We start from the raw sequence: 23479 nt of genomic DNA on the forward strand, positions 1-23479 counted from the left end.
ATTGTATGAATAATATCTTGGCGACCAAAGATTATTTGGTTTTTTTCATCTACTTTATCATCGTATCGGGGTACGGTATTTGGGTCTATCGGCAAAAGAAGACCAAACTCAATGGTACCGATTCTAAAGATTATTTTTTAGCAGAAGGCTCACTAACTTGGTGGGCCATCGGCGCTTCTTTGATTGCATCTAACATCTCTGCCGAACAGTTTATCGGTATGAGTGGCTCGGGCTTTAAGATGGGTCTTGCTATTGCTACTTATGAATGGATGGCAGCTGTGACATTGATTATTGTTGCGGTGTTTTTTATTCCGGTATATCTTAAAAATAAGATATTTACCATGCCTCAATTTTTGCATCAACGCTACAACGGCACCGTTGCTATGATTATGGCTGTATTTTGGTTGATGTTGTACGTAGTAGTCAATCTAACCTCAATTTTGTATTTGGGAGCACTCGCAGTTAGTAGCATTTCGGGTTTCGATTTAGAGGTGTGTATGTATGCTATCGCTTGCTTTGCTGTTATTATTACATTAGGAGGAATGCGGGTTATTGGGTTTACAGATGTGATTCAGGTTTTTTTCTTGATTCTAGGAGGTCTGGCAACCACGTATTTGGCGCTGAAATTAGTGGCAGAAAATTACGGTGGAGAAGGGGTGCTAGAAGGATATCAGATTATGGCTACTAAAGCCACGGATCATTTTCATATGATCCTACATCAGGATAATGAGAATTATTTGGATTTACCAGGGCTTACTGTTCTTATTGGGGGGATGTGGATAGTAAACCTGAATTATTGGGGCTGTAATCAATACATTACGCAACGAGCTTTAGGTGCAGATCTTAAAACGGCTAGAAACGGAATTTTGTTTGCAGCATTCCTCAAGCTTTTGATGCCGATTATTGTTGTTTTACCGGGAATAGCTGCGTATGTGTTATGGAAGGATGGGTTATTTCAACCTGAAATGCTTCAGAATGGTGAGGTAAATCCAGATCGTGCATATCCAGTATTATTAAACTTGCTTCCTTCGGGCTTAAAAGGTCTATCATTTGCCGCTTTGACTGCAGCAGTAGTTGCTTCATTAGCTGGTAAATCGAATAGTATTGCAACTATCTTTTCATTGGACATTTACCAGAAGGTATTCAATAAAAAAGCAAGTGAAAAGCAATTGGTCAATGTCGGTAAAATAACCATTATATTTTCGATGGTACTTGCGGTGATCATAGCACCTCATTTAGGGATAGATAGTAAAGGTGGCTTTCAATATATTCAAGAATATACGGGATTTGTTTCTCCGGGTATTTTTGCGATGTTCATTTTGGGATTTTTCTGGAAGAAAACAACTTCAAATGCGGCGCTATTTGCTACAATAGGTGGTTTTCTTTTATCTGTTCTATTTAAATTTTTACCGCATATAGCAGATCTGTCGTTTTTAAGTTCGACTGGTTTTTCTGTTTTAAATAAAGCGTCAGGACTGTACGAAATTCCATTTTTAGACCGCATGGGTTTTGTATTTGTCATCTGTATTATGGGTATGTTGATCATTAGTTTAATCGATCAGCGAAATGGTGTTGTATCAAAAGGATTGGAAGTGGACCGAACAATGTTCAAGCCACATACAGGTTTCGTCATTGGTGCATTGTTGATCATTCTGTTAACGACTGCGCTATATATGATTTATTGGTAGAGTTAACTATAAATATTAAAAATAAAACAAAAAAATAGGTCTGCTACAGTTAGCGGACCTATTTTATATATCATTTCTTACTAATGTGAGTTTATTATATCATCCAACGGAATAAGCTTGCGCCCCAAGAGAAACCAGCCCCAAAAGCTGTTAACATAACAAGATCTCCAGTCTTCATCTGTTTTACATTTTCCCAGATACATAATGGAATTGTCGCTGCGATTGTATTCCCAAGGTACTCAATATTACTTAAGGTACGGCCTTCAGGAATATTTAATGAGCGACCTACAGCATCGATAATACGTTGGTTTGCTTGATGTGGTACCACCCAGTTGATATCCTCAACGGTTAAGTTGTTGCGCTGCATGACCTGCGTGCAGGCATCACTCATTGATTGTACCGCTTGTTTAAATACGGTTTTACCGTCTTGACGTAAGTATCTTTTTTGTGTATCATTATCCGATAAGCTTATTGGATATTGAGTTCCACCAGCTTCAATATTTAGGAAAGCGCGACCATCTCCGTTACTTCTCAAGTATGCGTCCATAACACCTCCTTCTGTCGAAGGTTGCAATAATACAACTCCAGCACCATCTCCGAATAGGATGTTGGTTGAACGGTCATGAATATCGACATAAGTGCTGATATTATCGGCTCCTACGATAAGTACATTTTTGTATCGTCCTGTCTCAACAAGTGAAGCACCCATATCCAACGCATATAGAAAACCAGAACAAGCAGCGTTTATATCAAAAGCCCAAACATTTGTAAGACCTAGTTTTTCAGCGATGATGTTCGCAGTCGCAGGCATGGGCATGTCAGGAGTTGAAGTTGCTACTAAAATTGCATCTACTTCAGCTAAATCTTTTCCATACTTTGCTACGAGATCCTGAATTGCACGAACGGCCATGTCAGAAGTCGCCAATTCTTCTTCTAAGATGCGGCGTTCTTTGATACCAGTTCTTTTGATGATCCACTCATCATTCGTATCACATAATTTTTCTAAGTCAGAATTTGTTCGTTTATTTTGAGGGATATAACCTCCGATTGCGGTAATTGCAGCGTAAAGTTTATTCGGGAGAGTTGTATTCATATATTATGGTTATCATATTCAAGTATGATCCGCCTTTTGGTATTTAGTTTAATTTTATTATCTCTAATGAGTATGTTTATTTATTTTGTCTTTTTCCCTTATTCCAAAAAGAGTTGTAAAGGAGGTGTAAAAATAGGATAATTTCTACAACACTATGAAAAATATTAAGATTGTGACAAAATGATTACCATGAATCACTTTTTTTGAACCGTTTTGCAAAACGGTCTAGTTATGATACCGTTTTAGTTTTATTGTTTAGAATATAATTTTGATAAAGTTGCTGTTGACAAAATATGTGAAATTATTGTAATGCAATTAAAACACGTTAAAAAACAGTTCGTTATTTAAACTATTAGCACTTCTTTTATTATTTAACCATAACCTGCCGGAAAAAAAACGAAAATAATAAATTTCCAGAAATATTTCATAGATCCCTGTTGAATTAACGAATGGTTTTCTTAATTTGTTGTTCGGGAGCTCATTTTTTATAGAGACAAAGCTTACTCAATTGAATTTCTATTATTAAAATATATATGCAATGATTCCATTTTCTATTCAAGCACCACTCGAAAATAATAAGATCAGACTAGTTCCACTACAGGATAATGACTTCGAAAGGCTTTTCGCTGTCGCTAATGATCCTAAAGTATGGGAGCAACACCCTAATAAAGATCGGTATAAAAGACCTGTGTTTGAAAATTTCTTTGAAGGTGCGGTAATCAGCAAAGGTGCCTACCTAATCCAGGATAAACTGTCCGATGAAATTTTAGGAAGTACACGTTTTTACAATTATAGTTCCGATGATAACAGTATTTTCATCGGTTACACTTTTTATGGTCCAAAGACATGGGGCACGGGTGTAAATCCTCAAGTAAAAAAAATGATGCTCGACTATATATTTGATCATGTGGATACTGTATATTTTCATGTTGGGAATAATAATGAAAGATCAAAAAAAGCAATGGAGAGATTAGGGGCACAAAAAATAGCTTTGGAAGAAGTGGCTTATCATGGTGAACCTAACCGTATCAACGTTCTGTATGCTATTAGAAAAGATGACTATTACAAAGTATGATGGGATCTAATATGAGCTTTTTGCATTTTAAAATATAGCATGCTGCACACGGGCAAGCGCATATGTTTAGGAGATATTAGAATCATTAATTTTTGCGAAAATTTGAGTTAACTCGGACTTTTAGTTAGATGATTTCAACTTAGTGCAAAGAAGATTGTAAAAAGAACAAGATTTCATTGCTAATCTTGTCATTTTTGCTTGTGTAAATAGGTTTTTCTACACCTAACTGTTTCATATGCTATCGTTTATCTTCAAGAAAATAAGTTAAATTTGTTTATAGCTCAATTATAAATGGAAACTTACGGCAACCCAGTATTAAATCGCTTACCCCAACATCTGAAACGTTTTATTGTACCGCAACAATATGATCGTTATACGGCAATTGATCAGGCTGTGTGGCGCTATATCATGCGACAGAACTATGCATATCTTCGTAATATTGCATATTATCCCTATATTCCAGGACTTCATAAAGCAGGATTAACGATTGAAGAAATCCCAAATCTGCAAACGATGAACGACAGTCTTAAACATATGGGTTGGGGAGCGGCTACAGTGGACGGTTTTATTCCTCCTGCAGCTTTTATGGAGTTTCAAGCTTATCGGGTACTCGTGGTAGCAGCAGATATACGTCAGATTGAACATATTGAATATACTCCTGCACCAGATATTATTCATGAATCATCTGGACATGCTCCGATCATTGGAGAGCCTGAGTATGCGGCATATTTGCAATATTTTGGGGAGATTGGTACAAAGGCAATGTTTTCAGAGAAAGATTTTGAACTGTACGAGGCAATTCGAAACCTTTCTATCCTTAAAGAAAGTAGTAGTGCAACCGAAGAGCAGCTGTCAAGTGCAGAAGCAAAGCTTATTGCGATACAAGAAAATATGGGTGAACCTTCCGAAATGGCATTATTGAGTAGATTGCATTGGTGGACGGTTGAGTATGGACTAATTGGAACAGTAGATGATCCCAAAATTTATGGGGCAGGGCTTTTGTCATCAATTGGAGAAAGTGCGTCCTGTATGCGTAAAGAAGTCCCAAAATTACCTTATTCATTAAAAGCATTAGCATATACATACGATATTACGAAGCCACAACCTCAATTGTTTGTTACGGAAGATTTTAATCAGTTGCGAGAGGTTTTAGATCAATTTGCCAATACCATGTCATTTCGGATAGGGGGAAAAGTTGGTTTGGAAAAGGCTATTGCTTGTAAGAACCTATGTACGATTGTGTATAGCTCCGGATTGCAGGTCTCTGGACTTTTTCAGACAGGTATTGCTGGGAGTGAAATAGAATATATCAAGACTGTTGGTCCAACGGCATTAGCTTATGCAGATAGACAGCTTTCTGGTCATGGAAAGACGTATCACGCTGATGGATTTGGGTCTCCTGTTGGGTATCTGTTAGGAGCAGTCAAAGCACTGGAAGATTTTGATACTGCTGATCTAAAAGAATATGGCATTGAAATAGGGCAGCACACCACACTTATCTTTACTTCTGGAATTGAGGTAAGAGGAGTTGTTCAGTCTATAGAACAGCGGGATAAAAAAAATCAATTGATTACCTTTTCTCCATGTCAGGTTGTCGATAGTAGATCCTGTCAGATTCTATTTGATCCAGAATGGGGAACTTATGACATGGCTGTAGGGAAACAGATTGTATCGGTTTTTTGTGGAGCAGCAGATAAAGAAGCTTATGAGCAAGGAGCCTTTGTGTCGGAAACTAAAACAATCGTGCATCAGCAAAACGAGGTCGAAAAATCAAAAAATAAGCTTTATAAAGTTATTCGTGACCGAAGAACAGGTCAAGAACCGGATGTTTCACTTAGTGAGATTTATCAGAATATAACACATAACTATCCCGAAGATTGGCTTGCTTATATTGAAACACTGGAATTGGCTATTCATGATGGAGATCATTTGTTAGCAACTCAAATTGAAAATCGATTGCTGGAAATTATTCAAGATCATCAACATTGGAGTAAATTGATTTTGGATGGCATTAACTTAGCTAAAAACGACCAAATAGCATTGCTTTTAGGACCTAAGTAATGCATATCTACGATTAGAACGAGATTTAAAAATGTATCCAGGGATACTAATAAATCTTTTCAGGACTGCTAAGTAATAAAGAACTGCCATGAGCTATTGGTTTGATATCTCATGGCAGTATGTATTTTAAACCGTATTTTAATATTAGACTCCTAATAAAAGAATTTGCCAAGCTGAAATTAATTCACCTTGGTCTAACAGTTTTGCGGCATGCATCTGGAGCAGCTTACGTCTTAGGGCAAGATCTTCGTGAGATTGTTCCCAGATTGCTATAATTTCATGATTTACTAATAAAGTCTTCTCGTCATTCAATACAGGTAATTGCTCTATATTTGCCAATCGACCCAATTGATTTCCCGTAAGAATATCCGAATAACGGATATGTTCGGGAAGTGCGTCAACTCCTATACCTAAATTGCGGAGTGGCTTTGGGACTTCGAAGAGTGATTCTTTTGTTACGCGACTGTACCAATTCCCGCCTAAACGGGCAACGAGATCAAGTGATTCCTGTGAGACTTCATTTTTATCATTTAGTAAGTTTTCATGAATATGCATCCGGACTATTTCTGCAATAACGAGATTTCCTGCTCCCGGACCATCACCGAGATTGATAATTTCATGAACTTTACATTCCAATTGAACTGGTGATTCTGCCACACGTGGAGGGTTGATCAGATCTGAAGCAATAGCTGTAAAACCTGATTTATCAAATTCATTAATTCCCTTTCCATATTCGGTGCTTGCGAGAGACTGTTGCTGCACCATGGAATAATTCACAATATTAATAACAACCTCTGGTACTTCTAGCATGTTGTCCAAGGTATGTTTAGTAGAACCGTCGCGCATTCGTCGCAATGGTGAAAAAACACAGATAGGGGGTTGCTGAGACATAAAATTAAAATAGCTAAAAGGGCTCAGGTTGACATTTCCTGCCGCATCAATTGTACTTGCAAAACAGATAGGACGCGGAGCTACCGCATATTTGATAAGATTATCAAATATTGCTTGTTGTTCAACTGGATCTATTACTGTTGTTTTTTCTGTAGTCATATGTTGAGTAGCTTATTTAATTTTAGTGTTCTTAATTATTTGCGACGATGATGTGATTTTGTAATCGACCTAAACCGGTAACTTCCATTACGATTTGATCGCCGATCTGTAACCATTGTTCTTTATGAGATGGATCATGCAGCTTCGCAGTCCCATTAAGCTCCAGAAAACAACCAGTACCAACAGTACCTGAGCCGATGACATCTCCTGGAAATACTTCAACACCATAGGATACACGTTCTATGATTTCAGCAAACGTCCAGTTCATATCGCGCAGGTTTCCTTTGGATACTAATTTTCCATTAACTGAGCAGGTCATTTCAAGATCATAACAGACGCCAATATGGCCCATGGGCGGATCAACACGATATTTTTCCAATTCATCTGCTGTAACTAGACAGGGGCCTATCACCGTCGCAAAATCTTTTCCTTTAGCAGGCCCCAAGTTAAGTTTCATTTCTTCCATCTGTAATGTTCGGGCACTGATATCATTCATGATCATGAAGCCACCAATATAAGAGTCCGCTTCTGATGCAGGTATATTTTTACCCTGTTTATCAATAACAATAGCAACTTCCAATTCAAAATCAAGTTTGTCTAAATGTTTGGGCATGCAGGAAACAGCGCCTGGACCGTAGATAGCACGGTGGTTTGAAAAATAGAAGACAGGAAATTGATCAAATTCAGGAATCATCTCTAAACCACGGTTTCTACGGGAGGTTGCTACATGCTGACGAAATGCATAAGCATCGCGTAAAGAACCTGGACGGGGTATGGGAGCTTCTAAAATTGTGTTAGCAAGTGTATGGTGTGTTTCTTCATTTTTTGAACTAAAAAGCTTTTGATAGGCATCCTTCATGGCGGCTTTGATACTTAAAGCTGCATGGAGATATTTATCCATAGAATCTGGAAATTTAGAATCAACATTCCCACAAGGATATATAGATGTACCAATTAAAAAAGCAAGGTGTTCACTATCTTCCAGAATACAGGTAACAAGTTTCATAATGTCATGAATATAGTATTGAAATCGGTTTTCTCTTTTATTTATATGTACGTTTTCAACGTTAAAAAAGAATTTTTGTACACCGTGTTTGATGTAATTTGGTTAAATATAGGAAGTTCGGGGTTAACTTTCTTTGTTTTTTATGAATTATTAAAAATTAAAATATTATATTTGATATAAACAAAAATCCAATTATGAACACCAGCAGACTCACATATGTAAGAGTCATTTTCGGAATGAGTGCTTTCTTGAAGGCCTTGATCGCTGCTGTGGTGTTTGCGCAGTATTAAATTTTTCCTCTTTTCTTATTTATCTGTGCTTGTTTCATTCGTTTGATCCATGCTTCACTATATATATCATTTCACTTTTTAAAACTTATTTACTTATGCCAATTTATCATCAATTGGGGAAAGTTCCTTCTAAAAGGCATACCGTATTTCGGAAACCTAATGGTGCTTTGTATTCCGAAGAACTGGTTTCTACACACGGATTCTCAAGCACATATTCGTTGGTTTATCACTGTCATCCGCCAACATTAGTTAAACAGATTGGAGAACCCTATGATGTGTCTCCTAAAATAGCACGGCGAAAGCATTTGAAACACACGAGTCTAAAAGGATTTGCTATAAAGTCGAAAGACGATTATCTGGAAAGTCGGGTACCGGTTCTGGTCAATGATGATTTGCATATATCCTTAGCAGCTCCTAGACAATCTATGACGGATTATTTTTATAAAAATAGTCAAGCAGATGAAATTATTTTTATTCATCAGGGATCAGGTGTCGTTAAAACAGGTTATGGTCAGATTCCATTTTCATATGGTGACTATATTGTTATTCCTCGCGGTGTGATTTATCAGATTCATTTTGATCAATCTGAAAATCGATTATTTATTATCGAATCCTTTTCGCCGATCCATACACCAAAGCGTTATCGAAATGAATTTGGCCAATTGATGGAACATGCACCATTTTATGAACGGGATATTAGAAAACCGTCACAATTAGAGACTAATGATTCATTAGGTGACTTTGAAGTGAAAATTAAAAAACAGGGATTAATATATCCGTATATATATGGTAGTCATCCTTTTGATTTCATTGGCTGGGATGGTTATCACTATCCTTGGGCGTTTTCAATCCATGATTTTATGCCTATTACGGGGAAATTGCATCAACCGCCACCGGTACATCAGACCTTTGAAACCGACAGTTTTGTTATTTGCAGTTTCTGTCCACGTCTATATGATTATCATCCGGACTCGATTCCAGCTCCTTATAGCCACAGCAATGTGGATTCCGACGAGGTTCTATATTATGTAGATGGCGATTTTATGAGCCGTAAAAGTGTAGAGCGTGGTCAAATTACGCTACATCCTGGAGGAATTCCTCACGGTCCGCATCCTGGAACAGTGGAGAAAAGTATCGGTCAGAAACAGACCGATGAATTAGCGGTTATGATCGACCCTTTTAGACCATTAATGCTGACAGAAGAAGCTTTGGAAATTGAAGATCAAGAATATTTTAAATCCTGGTTGAGTTAATAATAAATTATAAAAGAAATCTAAAATGAAACAGACTTTTGCTGAAAAAATAGCTTTGGCGCAAGATTTTTTGCCCATTAACGGTACTGACTATATTGAATTTTATGTGGGCAATGCGAAGCAGGCCGCACATTTTTACAAGACGGCTTTTGGATTTCAGTCCGAAGCATATGCAGGTCCAGAAACGGGGGTACGGGACCGTGCATCCTATGTTTTAAGACAAGGTAAGATTCGTCTGGTGTTGACTACCGCATTACGATCAGACCACCTCATTTCAGAACATGTTAAAAAGCATGGTGATGGCGTTAAGATTCTTGCCCTCTGGGTAGATGATGCTACAAAAGCTTTTGAAGAAACAACTAAGCGAGGTGCTCAAGTGTATCAGGAGCCACAGGTATTATCTGATGAATATGGAGAGGCAGTTACCTCAGGTATATATACTTACGGAGAAACGGTTCATCTGTTTGTAGAACGTAAAAATTATAACGGTGTATTTTTACCAGGTTATCAAGTCTGGGAAAGTGATTATCAGCCAGAAGAAGTAGGCTTGCTATATATTGACCATTGTGTGGGGAATGTCGGTTGGAACAAGATGAATGAAACGGTCGAGTGGTATCAGCAGGTTATGGGCTTCGTTAATGTACTTTCTTTTGATGATAAGCAGATCAATACCGAATATTCTGCATTGATGAGCAAAGTGATGAGTAATGGCAATGGATATGTGAAATTTCCGATTAATGAGCCTGCAGAGGGACAAAAGAAATCGCAGATTGAAGAGTATCTGGAGTTTTATGAAGGTGAAGGAGTACAGCATGCCGCATTAGCGACGAAAGATATTGTCAAAACAGTAAAAGAGCTGAAAGCGCGAGGTGTTGAATTCTTAGGAGCGCCACCAGAAGCGTATTATGATATGTTACCCGATCGTGTCGGTCAAATTGATGAAGAAATAAAAATTATTCAAGACCTCGGAATACTTGTTGATCGTGATGATGAAGGTTATCTCTTACAGATTTTTACTAAGCCAGTAGAAGATCGACCAACTTTGTTTTTTGAAATCATACAACGTAAAGGTGCTCAGAGTTTTGGTGCTGGAAATTTTAAAGCTTTGTTTGAAGCAATAGAACGTGAACAGGCAAAGCGAGGAAATTTATAATCATAGATTAGCGAGAATATGGAAAACATGAAAGATCTGCTGCAGGCGTTTGAGCGTAAAAGACCTGAGATTGTATTTGAATGGAAAGATACGGAAACAGAGGCTGAAGGCTGGGTCGTTATCAATTCTTTGCGTGGAGGTGCCGCAGGAGGAGGGACACGCATGAGAAAGGGGTTAGATAAAAATGAAGTTGAATCATTGGCTAAAACCATGGAGGTTAAATTTACAGTTTCTGGACCTCCAATCGGTGGGGCTAAATCTGGAATTAACTTTGATCCTTCCGATCCACGAAAAAAAGGAGTACTGGATAGATGGTTTAAGGTGGTCACTCCGTTACTTAAAAATTACTATGGTACAGGCGGTGATCTGAATGTCGATGAAATTCATGATGTTATTCCTTTGACAGAACAGTATGGTCTTTGGCACCCGCAAGAGGGGGTATTGAATGGACATTTTAATGTGCGTGAAAATGAACGAATTCATCAGATAGGGCAGTTGCGGTACGGTGTTTCTAAAGTTTTGGAAGACCCGCAGTACAGTCCGGATATGAAGCGCAAATACAAAATTGCTGACATGATTACTGGTTATGGTGTGGCAGAAGCTGTTAAACACTTTTACAGATGTTACGATACCGATTGTATTGGTAAAAGTGCAATTATACAGGGATGGGGGAATGTAGCCGCGGCGGCTGCATTTTATTTAAGCAAATTAGGGGTTAAGATTGTAGGCATTATTGACCGGGCAGGAGGTTTAATAAATCCGTTGGGCTTTACAGAAGACGAGATCACTGCACTATTTTTAAATCGTAAAGGAAATGAACTAGCAAGCCCAGATTTGTTATCTTTTGAAGAAGTCAATAGCCAGATCTGGCGTATGGGTGCATCTATTTTTATTCCGGCAGCTGCTTCTCGTTTGGTTTCAAAAGAACAGGTAAGCGAATTAGTCACACACGGATTGGAGTTGATTGCTTCTGGAGCGAATGTTCCCTTTTCAGATCGGGAAATATTTTATGGACCGGTCATGGAATATGCCGATTCTCAAGTCTCTGTCATTCCAGATTTTATAGCAAATTGTGGTATGGCTCGGGTGTTTGCCTATCTGATGCAACCCAATGTAGAAATTTCTGATGATGCGTTATTTTCGGATGTATCTCGTGTTATCGGGCAAGCTATAGATCGGATTAGAGCAATATCAGAATCCAAAATACATCTGTCTTCAAAAGCATATGAAATTGCACTAAAACAATTGGTGTAATCGAGATGTCAACATATAATGGAAAAAGCATTTGCCGTTCAGCAAATGCTTTTTTCTGTAATTGATTTTTGATATCGTTTATTGCCTACCGTCTTTTTGTATATTTTCATTCGAATGATTTATATTAAATTCATTCTCTTTAAGTTCTTCTTCTTTCAGTTCATCCAAAATTTTTTTCAATTGTTTAACATAGGGACCATAAATATATTTTGTCCAAGCCAGAATGGATAAAATAAATGTAAAACTGACAACCAATGTAAGAATGATAAACGATATGATATCGCTGTGAGATTCTGCAGGAAAACTTTCACCTCTTTCTAATTTAATTGTATTTACATATAATGCAATAGCCACAAGTGCTACGGGAAGTAAAAGAAAACCAAAGGCATGGTATCGCTCAATATTAATTTTAAGCTCATAGTATATTTCCAATAGACTATCCTTTGTATCGGCTGTATAATCGTTGATCTTATTGTAAAATAAACGGAAAAGGCTGAGATAATAAACTGAGATTATAACCAGCAAAGCATAAGATGTGTAATAAATAATATACAACGATGGATGGATATGCATGACTTGTGGAAAGAATAGTAAAAATAGGATAGCTATAATCTGCATATACCATTCATTTTTCATTTTCCGTTTTAGTTTATCTAAAGGATGCTTAGCCTGCCCGAGCTGTTTTATTTTTGATGGAATACGCACATCATTTGTGCTTTCGGAATTCCATGCCGTTTTTAATTCATCAAGATTCATAATTTGTTTTTTTTATGATTTGTTGTAATTTTTCTTTCGTTCTATTCAATTTTACACGTACATTTCCTTCACTTAAACCGAGCTGTATACCTGTCTCTCGATGCGATAGTCCTTCCATAAAGTAAAAGATCAAAGCTTTTTCCACCGCATTTAGTTCCTGTACCGCCTGGTAAAAAATCTCTAGCTGTCTATCTTTTTCAGGATTGTAATCTTCATTTTCAGGCTCTTTTATATTGTCGTAAGTATACACATCACTTCTTCGTTTTTCTTTTTTAAAATAGGAAATGGCTGTGTTAATAGCCACCCGGTACATCCAGGACGAAAAGGCACTCTCTCCTTTAAAGTTCTGATAGGATCTCCACAATTGTATGATGATTTCCTGTTGCAAATCTTCCCGATCTTCCGAACTGTCCATGTACAATCGAGCGACCTTATGCAAGATGCCTTTGTGAACCTCTACTAGGTTTAAAAATGTTTTTTCGATTAAAGAGTCTGCCTGCATATTATGCTTTTGCAAATGTTTTAATTAGTAATGCCTTATTTCTTTTCATAAACCTACTGCTTAAGGATATGTTCCTTTCTGTTTGTTAGTAAGTACAGGGTCTTGTTGTTTCGTTACACTTTTTTTTGCTAAATTAAATCAAGGCTTCTGGGCTGTTCTAAAAATAGGATTTTATCCGGATGAATTTACAAGTGCACATAGCCTAACTGAATTACGATTGCCATAAATTTCCTACGTCATGTCTTTGTCCTGTTTTACGAATGGATTAATGCTATTGGTAATCCATTAGGTATTTGATTGTTCCGGAAGTTAGCTCATAACTTTTTATATTGCCCTATACATACTGTGTACTTCTAAGTTCACTTCGGTTTTGGAAATCATTTATGCACGGCTTATTTATATACTATAACAATAAAACTATGATATTGATTTTTAATATTTCGTTTAGTAATTTGTTAATTATCCTAAATTAAAATTATGTTAAGCTTTTAATTTATTAGATTAAAAGATGTTTAATTAAGGATTAGAGGAGTATTTGAGAATATTCTGAACCTGAGCATAAAGGTTTAAAAATGAAAATGCCTCAGGTTGGGAGCCTTAGGCATTTTCTAACCAATTATTAATCTAAATTATGAATAAAAGTTATTTCAAATTTTATGCCAAAAGATAAACTAATTATTATTAATTGTGTTACATTAACAATGTTACATGATTTGCAGTAATTTTAGTTACTTTCTTTAATCACTTTCTCTAATTGATAAGAGTTTTCGCCTAGTTTTGTAACTTTAATGGATATTCCTGCTTCAAGTTCCAACTCTTGTGCGGCAGCAGTTCCCAGACTGAGCACATGTGAACGATCTCTTCTATAAGAAAAGGAACACTCATATTCATTATCAATAAGAATTCGGATTTTTTTTGTCTTATTTGGGAACAATTGTTTTAGATCCTTCGTGATCCTAATCTGATTTTTAGTAACATCTTCTGCAGTGATCTGATTTCCTTTAGAGGGAAGGATTGCCGTTTCTAAATTTATTGTTGTATTTTTTACTGTTGAAGGTGTTCCATCAGTTGTTTGAGTAGCTTCTGAAGCATTATTGTCTGAATTACCTTGATTAGTTATAGTAATTTCAGCTTTTTCAGTGTGAGCTTGCCCTTTCCCTTGTTTCTGATTATCGGTCGCACTTTTGGATTTCGCAGAACTTGATTTTGTATTTTCTTGTTTTTGATTTCCGGAGATATTTTCTGCTTGATCAGGGGGATTCTGTGTATTCACAGTCTTTCCTTGATGACTAGATACACTTTCTGTTTTGGTGGAATTCGGTGTATTTGCCACTTTATTTTGCCCCGGATTGTTTTGCTTTCCTTGATTATGTCCTTTATGTCCTGTTTGCGCGGAACTGGAGTGAGACTGTGTCGTTTTTGATTGATTAGGAGTAGGATGCTCCGCTTTCGGGACGGCAGGAGTAGCCGGTGTGACTTTATTGATGATATTTCTAATGTAGTAATTCTTTATTCTTGATTTTTCAGTATTCCGTTCTTCAATCTCAAAATCTTCTTTATAAGCCTTGAAAAGATGCGATATTTTTTCATATCCATAATTACGGGCATCAAAATCAGGTTTTCTTTTATTAAATAAACTACCAATTTCCCCTAAAAATGCCCATCCGCTTTCATCAGCCGTATCATCTACAGTGTCTTTTAATAGTTCGAGCGTCTCTTCATCCAATGCTGATATTTTATTCCGTTCAATTGGTGATGGTGTCGGACTGGTATTATTGTTTTTCTTTTTTACCGCCTTTTTTGAAACTTCTTTCTCAAGAATTTCCACATAGATAAACTTATCACATGAAGATATGAACGGTTTTGGTGTTTTTCTTTCTCCTATGCCAATGACAAGTTTTCCTGATTCACGTAGCCTAGTTGCTAAACGTGTGAAATCACTGTCACTTGAAACAATGCAAAATCCATCTACCCGATCCGAGTGTAGGATATCCATGGCATCTATGATCAAAGCCGAATCGGTCGAGTTTTTGCCCTGTGTATAACTGTATTGCTGAATAGGTGTTATAGCATGAGTCAAAAGACTGTCTTTCCAGTTTTCAACATAAGGACTAGTCCAGTCTCCATAAATACGCTTGATAGTAGGGATCCCATATCGCTTTACTTCATTCAATATCTCTTCTATCTTTTTATAGGAGATATTATCAGCATCAATTAAGATCGCTATTTTTTTTTCTGTTTCTTCTGGCATCCCTTATTTCTTTAATATGCACGATCTATTATTTTGCAATAAAATTCTAATCATTTATTTCTCTAATGTAATCTGAACGAAGTATAGTTGATAAAAAAAGCAGCGTAATACACTTCGTGGAAAAGTATTTAACGTTATTTTAATAGCTCTTCTCTTGTAAATATAATGGTTTCATTTAATATTTTTCTTAATCCATGTTCCCCTTTTTTCAATTATTGAAGCTATTTCATTGTTAGAGATTAAAACTGTTTATTTATGAAGGTATTATTGACCAGACTTGATCCTGTATAAAGCACTGAAGGCCCGGCATCGTCTTTCTGTCAAAAACTTATTATTTTTGTTAAAATTTCAATCTTATGTTGATTATCGATTCACCTTCTAATAATGCTTATTTTAATATAGCATCGGAAGAATACTTATTATATAAATACACAAAAGAAGCTATTTTCCTTCTGTATATTAATGCACCTTCAATTATCATAGGCAAATTTCAAAATACATTAGCTGAAATTAACTTGGATTATGTTCAAGCTCAAGGAATAAAGGTCGTTCGAAGGATGTCAGGTGGAGGAGCGGTTTATCATGATCTTGGAAATCTGAATTTTTCTTTTCACATCTTGTTGGGCGAAAATGATTTTATGGATTTCTCGACATTTACTCAGCCCGTCGTATCGTTGTTAAATAGTATGAACATACCTGCAAAATTGGAGGGGAGAAATGATTTGTTGATTGAAGGGAAGAAATTTAGTGGAAATGCCAAACTTGCAAAAAATGGAAAAATGATCCAACATGGTACGTTATTGATTAGTTCACAGATGGAGGTACTGGGCGATGCGCTAAAAGTTAATCCTTTGAAGTTTATAGATAAAGCTGTCAAGTCCAATCGTGCACGTGTAATTAATCTGAATGAGTACTTACCACAAGATATGACAGTCTCAGCTTTCAAGCAATTGTTGATTGAGGAGATGAGAAAGAATAATCCTGAAGCTAAGATTTATAAACTAACGGATGAAGATATTCTGGGGATCGAAAAATTGGTAGCAGAAAAGTACAGTACCTGGGAATGGAATTTTGGCTTTTCTCCTAATTACAATTTTAAGAAAGCCATAAAGATACCTGCTGGATTTATTGAAATACATTTAGATGTCCATAAAGGGTATATTGAAAAGGCGAAGATATTTGGAGATTTTTTTGCATCAAAACCAATTGAGGAGCTGGAGAATATATTGATCGGACAAAAACATGAGGCTGTCCACCTTGCACAATTACTGGAAAAGCATGATGTAACGGCTTACTTCGGTAAAGTTAATATTGCAGAATTAATGGAATTGTTCAAATAACTGTGGGTTATTTCAGTAGTACTCTTCGCTCGTTATTGAATTTTTAAGCCAATTTGAAGAGTGCTCATAATTTTTAAGTCTTAACTTTACCCTTTTTCTTATTTGAAGTCAGCAAGAAGATCTCGCATCTTTGATAATTATGCTTCATTTTAACAAGTCCCTGACAAATGGACTTGCCGTCTTTAATCTTTATGGTTATGTTTGTCGTTTTGGGCATTGAAATTTGAAAACGGAAGTTTCAAATTTCAATGCCCATTGATTTAATATTGAAAAACGTCATGATTGCCGAAATAGAAGACAAAGAAATTAAACAGATTTATCAAACATCAATCATTCAGCAAACGGCCTATTGGTCTGAAGTAAAAAGGTTACAGGGTGTAACTTCAAAAGCATTTAATTTTAAAACTAAGATAGCAGATCTTTATGTCGATTCCGAAGACAGTGCCTATTTTATAGGAGATCTATTGATTTTGATTCAGGCTATCGATCAGGAGCACAGTATTGCCTACGTTCCCTATGGACCAGAGATCGAACCATCAGTTGAAAATCAAGGCTATTTCTTGGAGCAATTGTCCGAGAGTTTAAGATCTTGTTTACCTAAAAACTGCATTATGATTCGTTATGATTTATCTTGGGAATCACATTGGGCAAAAGACGATGACTGCTATGATATCAATGGCAACTGGTTAGGAGTTCCGGATAAAAAAATTCAGGAAATCCGTTTTAATTTTAATACCAATAATTGGAACTTAAGAAAAGCCAATACCGATATTTTACCTTCAAATACCATTTTTATGGATTTGAGAAAAGATGAAGATAGCTTATTAGGTGCAATGAAGGCTAAAACGCGTTATAATGTCCATTTAGCAAAGCGAAAAGGAGTCAACATTCGCTCTCTTGGTATGGATAGTTTAGCGATTTGGTATGACCTGTATAAACAGACTGCAGTGCGGAATAATTTCTTTTTACATGATATCAGCTATTTTAGAATTGTACTTTCTGCTCGTGCTAATGATACCCTTTCACCGGCAGAAGTTCATTTATTAGTTGCTGAGGTCGAAGGCAAACCGTTAGCAGCCATGTTTTTAGTCGTGTCAGCAAACAGGGGGACATATCTTTACGGAGCATCAGCCACAGAAAATAGAAATTATATGGCAACCTATGCATTGCAATGGCGTGCTATGCAAATCGCAAAAGAAAAAGGCTGTACTGAATATGATTTTTTTGGAGTTGCTCCGCAGGCAGATGAGTCACATCCGATGTATGGATTGTACCGATTTAAAACGGGTTTTGGTGGTGAAATCTTTCATCGTATGGGTTGTTGGGATTATCCACTGGATAATGAGAAATATAAATATTATACTTCTATGGAATTCAAGAACCAGAGTTACCACTTGAGTTAAATTAAAAAGGGTTGATCATAGCAATGATCAACCCTTTTCGATATTGAAATATGTTCCGATTTCTTGGATGAGTAAATTTTACACTGTTTCCTTTACTGCATCTACATTCCAGCCTGATAGGATACCTCCATAAAAATAAAAAGTGACGTGGAATTTTTTATTACTGATTTTATCAGACACCAAATAACGTTCTGTAACATCATAGGAAGCTACTTTTTTGAAACTTGATAATTTTACCGCAGGAAGGCTGGTTGCAGTTTCTGAACCAGATACCATCTTTTGGATTTTAGCTGTGATCAAATTCATAATACCTTCTTTTTTGAAAGGATCTTTTTCAACCTTATTCGTCCCAACAAGAGGCATTATTCCATTGTTAGCCGCTTTTTTTGCTTTTGCCTGTGCAGTATAATTTTTAAATTTTTCTTTGACTTTAGGATCACGGATGCTGTTTACCGTAAAAATTGCGATTCCCTGTGCACCATGATTTAAAGCTTCGTCCATCTCTGTAAACATAGCATCGCTATTACTAGCCATCAGCCCACAATATAAGCTGGTCATTTTATTTTTATCTCTTGCATTTTCAATTGTACAGTCTCTGACGAAACTAGCATCTTCCGTGTAGAAATTACTATATACCATTGGGAATACCATATCCAGATTCCACTTTCCCCAATCTTGTCTTACCATACGGGATGCCATTTTAGGGGTTGGAAATGGCGATGCTGCCATAATTTTTCCACTGGCATGTACCACGTCTGCGATCATATTAGCCACATCTGTAATCTGATCACAACGGAATTGTCTCCATTTAAGATCACTGGAAGGATCTTTTTGTGTTCTAGGATCATAGCCATATTGATCCTTAAATTTTTGGATTGCGACGGGATGATAACCATAATCCCAGGCCGCATATTCGCGATCTTGAACAATATTATATTTTGGCCAAAGTGTAGTTGGGAGCACAACATCTACATAGCGGTGATAATCGATCGATATACCATCTAAGCCCTCTACAGCACAGTATGATTCAATTTTCTTTTTAATATAGTCTTTGACTTCAGGTAAGACTGGAGATAAAAATTTATAATAACCGACGTATGCTGTTGTATCTGCCAGGCTTTTTCCGTTACGGTTTACACTGAACCATTCCGGATGTTCCTTTAATATCTTCTCGCGATCATGTTCTAGATTCATGGTCCATAACCAAGCCACAACTTTAATCCCATACTTATGTGCTATCGGGATAGCAACTCTGTAATCGTCGGGTGATGGTGCATTGAGCATCACTCCGTCAATACCTAGATATTGCATTTCACGGCATAAGGAATCAAAATTGCTTGTAGGTCTATAATCTAACCAAGTCCAGAACATAGGCTGACCATCCTTTTCGGCCGCTTTGGTTTCAGAAGCGGTAAATAGAAATAGCCCAAAGAAAAAAAGAATGTAAAAACGCATGCGTGACAAATGAAGGTGATTCATAATTTATAGCTTTATTGAAACACGGTTTTGGTTATGTTTCGATTTATACTGTTTAAGCTGCAATATAAATATTTTTCATCAAATTGGACTAAATGGTTATACCTTTTGGTTCGTTTTAACCATTAATTAGACAAAGTGATTTTTATTGTTTGATCTAGCAAAAATTAAGGATAGCGTTAAATTTTCTAAAAGAAAACGTTACATGGTGTACTAAAAAACGCCTGAAGCGGGGAACTCCAGGCGTTTTAACTAACCAATTATTAACCTAAATTATGAATACATACTAAACGCATTTAGTATGCCGATTAATATAATTGATCATGAATTTTAACAGATTTTAACTATTTTCCTCACAATTTGATCATTTGTGTCGTATATTTAAGCAATAAGGTCAGTTGAGAGAACTCTTAATATGATGATGAGGAACATATCAGTTCTCTGTACGCAATGATAAAGTGGCATTATCATTGAAGAAATGTAAAAAATGAAAAGTATACGAATTATTACGATGACTTTAGGTTTTACCATTTTAGAAATTTCCAATAGTACAAGAGAAATTTTTAACAGCCATATGCCTGCTGTATTTTATAATGTAAATAGCATCATCATACTCTAATTTTATTATTACGCAATTTCAAGCTGTTCTACATGAGAGAAAAAGTAAATGCCAGTCAAGAGATAAAACAACTTTTTGAGAGATTTGGGGCTCAACTTAGTGATCCAGCCTACATCGAGTTGGACTTTTTGGCTGCATTAATAGATATCTTTAGACCAAAGCGACGATCGTTATATTACCAGGTCGATATTGCGCCATTATTGATTTATTTAGAAGCTTCACCTGACTTCAGGTTCAGTTTTTCTTCTTATGTGCGTCGAGTTATAGATCATAAAGATTTTGATCAATTAATTTCAGATACCGGAATTATCAGTTATGCCGATTTTAGGTATGAGATCAAAAAGAGAATAACGGAGAAATATCTTCCTTCACAACCTCCCAAATCAACATTGCAATATGTGTTAAATCAGCTTTTCTATCATTCGCAAGATGCAGATTGGGTTGCCGTCATTCCCAATGATCAGTTGCAACGACTCTATCTGATATGTGATTTCAATTCATTATACGAGAGCGATGTCAACTTCGAAATCAAGGAAATTCTCTATGGTCTTGAAGTATTGGTTCAACGTATTACAGGTAGGGCAATGGAAACAGATGTCAACAAGATGGTTCCTGAATTTCAAAATTTTGATAGTCCATTTATTGCCATCATGCGTGAGTTTAGCGAACTTAACGATCGTTTTTTAGCGGGTAACTTGCATTTTATGACCTCCGATGATCTTGCTTATAAACAAATCCTGGTTTTGCATAAGCAATGTGAAAATTATATTGATACCGCCTTTGCAAACTCTCATCGTTTTGGCATCTCAATTAAGGTCAATCAATCTTTATTGAGAATCCGGCAACAATTGGAAAGAATTAAAGCCATCATTTCTTTTTTGGTTATTGATAAAGAGCAGGAAAAGGTTGATAAAAGCATTGCTTTTGCTCAGACGTTAATTGGTTACAACTGCCGTAAGAGTAATATTCGCAAACTTGTTGGACAGAGTACACAATTATTGGCTTACGAAATCACGCACCATACCGCACAGACCGGAGAGCATTATATTACCTCCAGCAAGAAAGAATATTGGAACATGTTTCGCTCGGCCTGTGGTGGCGGCATCATTGTAGGCGTTATGTGTATCCTGAAATTGTTTTTAGGTAAAGTAGAGACAAGCGAATTTGGACATGCTTTACTTTATAGTATAAATTATGCGATCGGATTTACAGCTATTTATCTATTTGGAGCAACCTTGGCGACAAAGCAACCCGCAATGACTGCTTCTGCTTTAGTTGCTGCAATTGAGAATGGGGCATCAGGACAAGATGAGACCAGACATAGATACTGGAATTTTGCGGTATTTTTTGCAAGATTGTTCCGTTCACAATTCATTGCATTTGTAGGTAATGTGATAATGGCTTTTCCCGTAAGTCTTGTTTTAATTTGGGGTATACAAGAACTTTTCCATTATAATGCGGCAGCAGGGAAATGGATGACCTTGGTCAATGATCTTAATCCGACCGAAACTCCTATGATCTTGCATGCTTGTATAGCAGGTGTTTTTTTGTTTTTGTCAGGAATTATTGCCGGTAGTATCTCTAACCGTGATAAACACAATTCAGTGTATTATCGAATCGAGGAACAACCGGTGTTAAAGAAAGTATTCGGTAAGGAGAAAACTGCAAAAGTTGCCCGTTTTTATGAAAAGAAATGGGCAGGGATCGTTTCTAATATCTGGTTCGGGGTTTTTATGGGAACAACAGCTTCAGTCGGTATGTTTTTAGGTCTTAATTTAGATATTAGGCATATTACTTTTGCGAGCGGAAATTTAGCTTTAGGATTATTTGGGAATAACATGTCGCTGACTACTGATATGTGGATCTGGGGCATTTTAGGTATAGGGCTTATTGGTTTTTTTAATTTTGCTGTTAGTTTTTCACTATCGTTGACGCTCGCATTTCGATCCCGTAATTTATCCTTTGGAGAATTGATTAAAATGGCAAAAGCAGTCTGGATTTATTTTAAAATTAGTCCGAGGTCATTTTTCTTTCCACCTCAAGATAAATCGTAATATAAGTCTGCATATGTAAGCTATTTTAACTGACCTTTTCTGATGGTGACACATAAAAGTTGATACCCTTCATCTGTTCTTAAGAATTCAAGATGATCCTGAACCATATCCTTTTTGTTCTTATGGGAAATAATGATAGACATGGTCGGATATTGCCAATCTTTTGATTCACCACAATTATTAAAATATTTCTGAAATTCTGGGGTATCGAACATAAAGGGATTTAAGCCATCTGCCGAAATGAAATAATCCGTATCTGAGTTTGTAATTTCCATCAATTTATTTTTAATAAGATCAAAATTATGTTCGATAAACACGATTTTATCCGATGTTTCCCAAGCAATGGACGTTTCCCAAGTAACTTTTGGATAAGTTGCCGTTAATAGTTTTGACTTTGTTAAATCAACCAGTAAGTCTGTCTTTAACCAATTTTCAAATTCTTTCTGAAAATTAATAAAGGAATAATGTAAACCGTCATTTCCGACAAAAGAAATTCGAGCGGGATCATCTAAATGCTCTTTTGTTTTTTGAAGAGAGAAAAAATTTAGAGTTGGTTGGTATTTAAAATCTGCAATTATAACGTTGTTACTGGTATCTAAAAGTACTTCTTCACCACCAACCCAAGTTATTAAGCTGTCTATTCCGACGCGTTTTTTTGTAGCTCCTTTTAAAGCAACCAGAAGACCATTATGAACGCGGGTCAAGCCACTGTACATGGCGGGAATGACGATATCGCCATTCCGGTTGAAAAGACCTGTTAAATAAGTTTGTGGATCTCTAAATCGGATAAATCCCTCACTTTCACAATCGGCGCCATTGTCGATGATATGTAGGCTATCGTGACCAATTTTACGGCCTGATTTTGTTAGATAGAATGAATTCCATTGACCATTATTTTTTTCAGTAGCAGCTAAGATATCATCAAAACGATTTGCTCTTGTGACACCTTCAAATTTAGGTTTGATTTTCACATGGCTAAGTCCATCTTTAAAACCAATAAGAGTACTGTCTTGATTGTAAAATGCATACCATGGGTCGCTTTGTTGCGCAAACAGATTACAGTATGTAAATACTAAAAACAAAGACAGTGTGAAATATCTCATAGGACTAAAAATAAAAATCTAATAAAAGGTTCTGATGTAAATTCTGATCTGC

17 protein-coding genes are annotated in these 23479 nt (G+C 36.4%); 9 read left to right on the plus strand and 8 right to left on the minus strand.

Annotated features, from left to right (window positions below; genetic code table 11):
- The first annotated feature begins 5 nt into the window (after positions 1-5).
- Positions 6-1688: a sodium/sugar symporter gene (locus WH188_RS07670; protein WP_339423690.1), complete on the plus strand. Its 1683-nt coding sequence runs from the start codon at positions 6-8 to the stop codon at positions 1686-1688.
- 94 nt (positions 1689-1782) lie between these two features.
- Here WH188_RS07670 and WH188_RS07675 read toward each other — a convergent pair whose 3' ends face one another.
- Complete coding sequence (locus tag WH188_RS07675; protein ID WP_132770764.1) at positions 1783-2781, minus strand: beta-ketoacyl-ACP synthase III; 999 nt, start codon at positions 2779-2781, stop codon at positions 1783-1785.
- A gap of 538 nt (positions 2782-3319) precedes the next feature.
- On the opposite strand from WH188_RS07675, the gene WH188_RS07680 reads away from it, so the two are divergent.
- Together WH188_RS07680 and WH188_RS07685 are read left to right on the plus strand one after the other, a co-directional pair.
- Positions 3320-3856, plus strand: a complete 537-nt coding sequence (locus tag WH188_RS07680; RefSeq protein ID WP_339423691.1) for a GNAT family N-acetyltransferase — start codon at positions 3320-3322, stop codon at positions 3854-3856.
- A 291-nt stretch (positions 3857-4147) separates the two neighbouring features.
- The gene (locus tag WH188_RS07685; protein WP_339423692.1) at positions 4148-5917 is read left to right on the plus strand and encodes an aromatic amino acid hydroxylase; all 1770 of its coding nucleotides are present in this window, start codon (positions 4148-4150) and stop codon (positions 5915-5917) included.
- A gap of 144 nt (positions 5918-6061) precedes the next feature.
- Here WH188_RS07685 and WH188_RS07690 read toward each other — a convergent pair whose 3' ends face one another.
- Both WH188_RS07690 and WH188_RS07695 read right to left on the minus strand, forming a co-directional pair.
- Complete coding sequence (locus WH188_RS07690; protein ID WP_339423693.1) at positions 6062-6967, minus strand: flavin reductase family protein; 906 nt, start codon at positions 6965-6967, stop codon at positions 6062-6064.
- A 31-nt stretch (positions 6968-6998) separates the two neighbouring features.
- Positions 6999-7973 carry a fumarylacetoacetate hydrolase family protein gene (locus WH188_RS07695; RefSeq protein ID WP_339423694.1) on the minus strand — a complete coding sequence of 325 codons (975 nt, stop codon included), beginning with the start codon at positions 7971-7973 and terminating at the stop codon, positions 6999-7001.
- A 385-nt stretch (positions 7974-8358) separates the two neighbouring features.
- Here WH188_RS07695 and WH188_RS07700 point away from each other — a divergent pair, with 385 nt between their 5' ends.
- From WH188_RS07700 to WH188_RS07710, 3 genes are read left to right on the plus strand one after another with little or no spacing between them, the layout of a single operon-like run.
- Positions 8359-9516, plus strand: a complete 1158-nt coding sequence (locus tag WH188_RS07700; protein ID WP_339423695.1) for a homogentisate 1,2-dioxygenase — start codon at positions 8359-8361, stop codon at positions 9514-9516.
- A gap of 25 nt (positions 9517-9541) precedes the next feature.
- Positions 9542-10669 (plus strand): 4-hydroxyphenylpyruvate dioxygenase, encoded by a 1128-nt coding sequence (hppD, locus tag WH188_RS07705; protein ID WP_132845091.1) that lies wholly within the window; start codon positions 9542-9544, stop codon positions 10667-10669.
- 18 nt (positions 10670-10687) lie between these two features.
- The gene (locus WH188_RS07710; protein ID WP_260292304.1) at positions 10688-11923 is read left to right on the plus strand and encodes a Glu/Leu/Phe/Val dehydrogenase dimerization domain-containing protein; all 1236 of its coding nucleotides are present in this window, start codon (positions 10688-10690) and stop codon (positions 11921-11923) included.
- Between the two features lie 78 nt (positions 11924-12001).
- On the opposite strand, the gene WH188_RS07715 is transcribed toward WH188_RS07710, so the two are convergent.
- The 3 genes from WH188_RS07715 to WH188_RS07725 all read right to left on the minus strand — a co-directional run bounded on the left by WH188_RS07715 (position 12002) and on the right by WH188_RS07725 (position 15432).
- A complete protein-coding gene (locus WH188_RS07715; RefSeq protein ID WP_132770753.1) occupies positions 12002-12679 on the minus strand; it encodes a hypothetical protein in 678 nt (225 codons plus the stop codon).
- Positions 12669-13196 carry an RNA polymerase sigma factor gene (locus tag WH188_RS07720; protein WP_231576874.1) on the minus strand — a complete coding sequence of 176 codons (528 nt, stop codon included), beginning with the start codon at positions 13194-13196 and terminating at the stop codon, positions 12669-12671. The genes WH188_RS07715 and WH188_RS07720 overlap by 11 nt, the downstream gene beginning before the upstream one ends.
- A 709-nt stretch (positions 13197-13905) precedes the next feature.
- A complete protein-coding gene (locus tag WH188_RS07725; RefSeq protein WP_339423696.1) occupies positions 13906-15432 on the minus strand; it encodes an NYN domain-containing protein in 1527 nt (508 codons plus the stop codon).
- Between the two features lie 356 nt (positions 15433-15788).
- On the opposite strand from WH188_RS07725, the gene WH188_RS07730 reads away from it, so the two are divergent.
- Positions 15789-16772, plus strand: a complete 984-nt coding sequence (locus tag WH188_RS07730; RefSeq protein WP_339423697.1) for a lipoate--protein ligase — start codon at positions 15789-15791, stop codon at positions 16770-16772.
- A 278-nt stretch (positions 16773-17050) separates the two neighbouring features.
- Positions 17051-18175: a lipid II:glycine glycyltransferase FemX gene (locus WH188_RS07735; protein WP_132770748.1), complete on the plus strand. Its 1125-nt coding sequence runs from the start codon at positions 17051-17053 to the stop codon at positions 18173-18175.
- Between the two features lie 78 nt (positions 18176-18253).
- Here WH188_RS07735 and WH188_RS07740 read toward each other — a convergent pair whose 3' ends face one another.
- Positions 18254-19654, minus strand: a complete 1401-nt coding sequence (locus WH188_RS07740) for a family 10 glycosylhydrolase (protein WP_207902442.1) — start codon at positions 19652-19654, stop codon at positions 18254-18256.
- A gap of 648 nt (positions 19655-20302) precedes the next feature.
- On the opposite strand from WH188_RS07740, the gene WH188_RS07745 reads away from it, so the two are divergent.
- Positions 20303-22324 carry a site-specific recombinase gene (locus tag WH188_RS07745; protein WP_168127198.1) on the plus strand — a complete coding sequence of 674 codons (2022 nt, stop codon included), beginning with the start codon at positions 20303-20305 and terminating at the stop codon, positions 22322-22324.
- Positions 22325-22344: 20 nt separating this feature from the next.
- On the opposite strand, the gene WH188_RS07750 is transcribed toward WH188_RS07745, so the two are convergent.
- Entirely contained in the window at positions 22345-23427 is a 1083-nt protein-coding gene (locus tag WH188_RS07750; RefSeq protein WP_168127199.1) for a WG repeat-containing protein, read from the minus strand.
- Between the last annotated feature and the right edge of the window lie 52 nt (positions 23428-23479).

This window comes from Sphingobacterium sp. MYb388 (genome assembly GCF_037479535.1).
GTDB lineage: Bacteria > Bacteroidota > Bacteroidia > Sphingobacteriales > Sphingobacteriaceae > Sphingobacterium > Sphingobacterium anhuiense.